Source organism: Priestia sp. P5_B4 (genome assembly GCF_056400385.1).
On sequence record NZ_JBFULJ010000549.1, the window covers coordinates 1 to 2,557 of the forward strand.

Here is a 2,557-nt window from a genome sequence, read left to right on the forward strand (position 1 = left end):
CCCAAAATCATTAGAATTTTAATTAAGACTATAGCTGAACAAGGAGAGTAATCTTATGAAAGTTATAATTGCTTCAGATCATGGTGGGATAAATATTCGTAAAGAGATTATAAATCTATTAGATGAAATGTCCATAATATATGAAGATCTAGGCTGTGAATGCAGCAATTCAGTCGATTATCCGGACTATGCGATTCCAGTTGCCCAACGAGTAGCAAATGAAGAAGCGGATTTTGGAATTTTAATCTGCGGTACGGGAATTGGCATGAGTATTGCCGCTAACAAAGTAAAAGGAATTCGTTGCGCACTTGTTCATGACGTTTTTTCAGCTAAAATGACGCGTGAACACAACGATACGAACATTTTAGCCATGGGGGAACGAGTAATTGGGCCAGGTTTAGCACGCGAAATTGTGAAGACTTGGTTAACAACCCCATTTGTTGGAGGCCGTCATGAAAATCGTATCTGTAAAATTACAGAATACGAAAATGTATCACAACCTTCTCTTGAAAGAAAATAAAGATAAAAAGGCAAGAATCAATTTGATTCTTGCCTTTTCCTATTATTTCACTTACTGATATGATGATTATAGATCCTATCAGAATAGCAAAACTAACCATTCCAATTCCCATACCAGTTAACCTTCCGTAAAAGCAGCTTATTATGACAACAATGAGACTAATTATTTTTGCAATTAAAATAGATGTAATAAAATATGTCTGATTTATGCTTAGGAGTTAAAGAAGTTTGTTTGCTGATGAAAAAATCTGTACGGTTAGTATCTATATATAGGAGGAAGCGAATATGCAGGGTAAAACGTTGATAACAAAAGTTATGGCTTACATAACTAGGTTTAATGGTCATCATACAGAGTTATTAGTTTACAAACACAAAGATTATCCAGAAGCAGGAGTTCAAGTTCCAGCAGGGACTGTAGAACAGGGAGAAACAATTGAAGAAGCTTTATATAGGGAGGTCAAAGAAGAATCTGGATTAATGGAGTTTTTATCGGTAACAAAATTGAAAACATATATTTATCATCATGAAGGTAAAAGCCAGTATCATGAACGACATGTTTTTCATTTGGAAATTAAAGAAAAAACTGCAGAACGGTGGGAATATAAGGTTAATTCTAAAGGGGAAGATGCAGGATTAATCTTTTCATACTATTGGGCTCCTATTCAAGCTATTCCCAAACTAGCTGTAAATCAAGATGATTGCATTAATCAGTTATTTTTATAGTTCTAAATTTATTAATAAGAGAAATATGTAGGTATCAAAAAGAATAAAAGTAATTTTATATTACATCGAACCGTCCAGATATATAGCAAAGGAGAATAGGAAACATGCTTAATCAATTAAAGCTGTGGGCTAAAAAGTTAAAAAAGCAGCTATTTATCTTATATTTAGCTTATAAAGATGAACGAGTATCTTGGTATATCAAATTATTTACTGCTTGTGTTGTTGCATATGCATTCAGCCCAATCGATTTAATTCCTGATTTTATACCGGTTTTAGGCTATATTGACGATATAATCATTGTTCCTTTAGGAATTATGCTTGCTTTGAAAATGCTACCTACAAGTGTTATAGAGGACTGCACAATCAAAGTAGAAGAGCTCATTGGAAATGAACGACCTAAAAATTGGGTTGCGGGTTCAATTATTATCGTAGTATGGCTACTTATTTTTATGTGGAGCTGTTTTACTGTTTTTAAATTATTAAAAGGAAGCTAAACAATCTCTAGAGAGTTTATTTAGATACCAGGAAAACGTTAATGCGAAAAAAGACAGCCTGTTATTACTGATTTTGACTCTTTATTCCGTAGTAGGTCAAATGCTTGGAATGGGGCTTGTAGTAAATGATTTTATTGGAAGAATCAAATGGAGAAATATACTTGCGTACAACCCTGTAGAATATTTTGCATTAATCCTGGCAGCGAGCGGTGTTATAATTTCTCTGATACTAGGCATACAAAGTTTATATCAATGGATCATTGACCAAAGAAATCGAAAAAAATGGGTGAAACAAACTGTATTATCTTCAACAAAGGAATGAGAGCAGTCCTTTATTTCCTCCATATTTATCTTAAAACAGAAACAAAGATCGTAAGCCCATAATTGATACCTATGGTTATCAATTATGGGCTAATTTATCTCTATGCCTTTTTAAAAAATGTTCAGCTATATCGCTTTACAATTAAAGATAAATGTTGAAATTAAGCTAAATATCCGTTTTTTTAGTGTGTTTTTTTACTGTCCATTTCTTATAGATGTAGTGTAAGAGGAAGCCTCTGTACTGATTTATAATATAGTAACTAACAATATAAAGTATACTTCCAAACAAAAAGCTATTAAGAACCATTCCTGTTAAAAAATTCTTTCCTACTTTCGCTCCTAGTTCTAGTCGATTATCTAAATCTTCATCTGCATTCTGAAGCAAAGTTTGATTAAGGTCGATTGGAAATATATATCCTCCCACTACTGTATTCAAGTAAAACATCAACGGAAAGGCCCACATAAAAAACATTCCACCAATAAGGCCTGCTATGCTATTT

General features: G+C 33.0%; 4 protein-coding genes and 1 pseudogene. 4 read left to right on the forward strand and 1 reads right to left on the reverse strand.

Annotation, left to right across the window (positions count from 1 at the left end):
• The first annotated feature begins 55 nt into the window (after positions 1-55).
• The 4 genes and pseudogenes from rpiB to AC1DRF_RS22780 form a co-directional block, all read left to right on the forward strand.
• Entirely contained in the window at positions 56-520 is a 465-nt protein-coding gene (rpiB, locus tag AC1DRF_RS22765; RefSeq protein WP_427076725.1) for a ribose 5-phosphate isomerase B, read from the forward strand.
• Positions 521-804: 284 nt separating this feature from the next.
• Positions 805-1,242 carry an NUDIX hydrolase gene (locus AC1DRF_RS22770; protein ID WP_162213977.1) on the forward strand — a complete coding sequence of 146 codons (438 nt, stop codon included), beginning with the start codon at positions 805-807 and terminating at the stop codon, positions 1,240-1,242.
• A gap of 104 nt (positions 1,243-1,346) precedes the next feature.
• The gene (locus tag AC1DRF_RS22775) at positions 1,347-1,736 is read left to right on the forward strand and encodes a YkvA family protein (protein ID WP_427076726.1); all 390 of its coding nucleotides are present in this window, start codon (positions 1,347-1,349) and stop codon (positions 1,734-1,736) included.
• Positions 1,732-2,058 (forward strand): annotated as a pseudogene (locus AC1DRF_RS22780) (hypothetical protein); the annotation flags it as partial. The gene AC1DRF_RS22775 and the pseudogene AC1DRF_RS22780, both read left to right, overlap by 5 nt.
• Before the next feature lie 165 nt (positions 2,059-2,223).
• Here AC1DRF_RS22780 and AC1DRF_RS22785 read toward each other — a convergent pair.
• A partial coding sequence (locus AC1DRF_RS22785; RefSeq protein WP_477741759.1) for a DUF2062 domain-containing protein occupies positions 2,224-2,557 on the reverse strand: 334 nt, incomplete at its 5' end.

Bases quoted from the DNA above. Each gene is read 5' to 3' on its own strand.
- rpiB (WP_427076725.1), top strand. From the start codon at position 56: ATGAAAGTTATAATTGCTTCAGATCATGGTGGGATAAATATTCGTAAA.
- AC1DRF_RS22770 (WP_162213977.1), top strand. From the start codon at position 805: ATGCAGGGTAAAACGTTGATAACAAAAGTTATGGCTTACATAACTAGG.
- AC1DRF_RS22775 (WP_427076726.1), top strand. From the start codon at position 1,347: ATGCTTAATCAATTAAAGCTGTGGGCTAAAAAGTTAAAAAAGCAGCTA.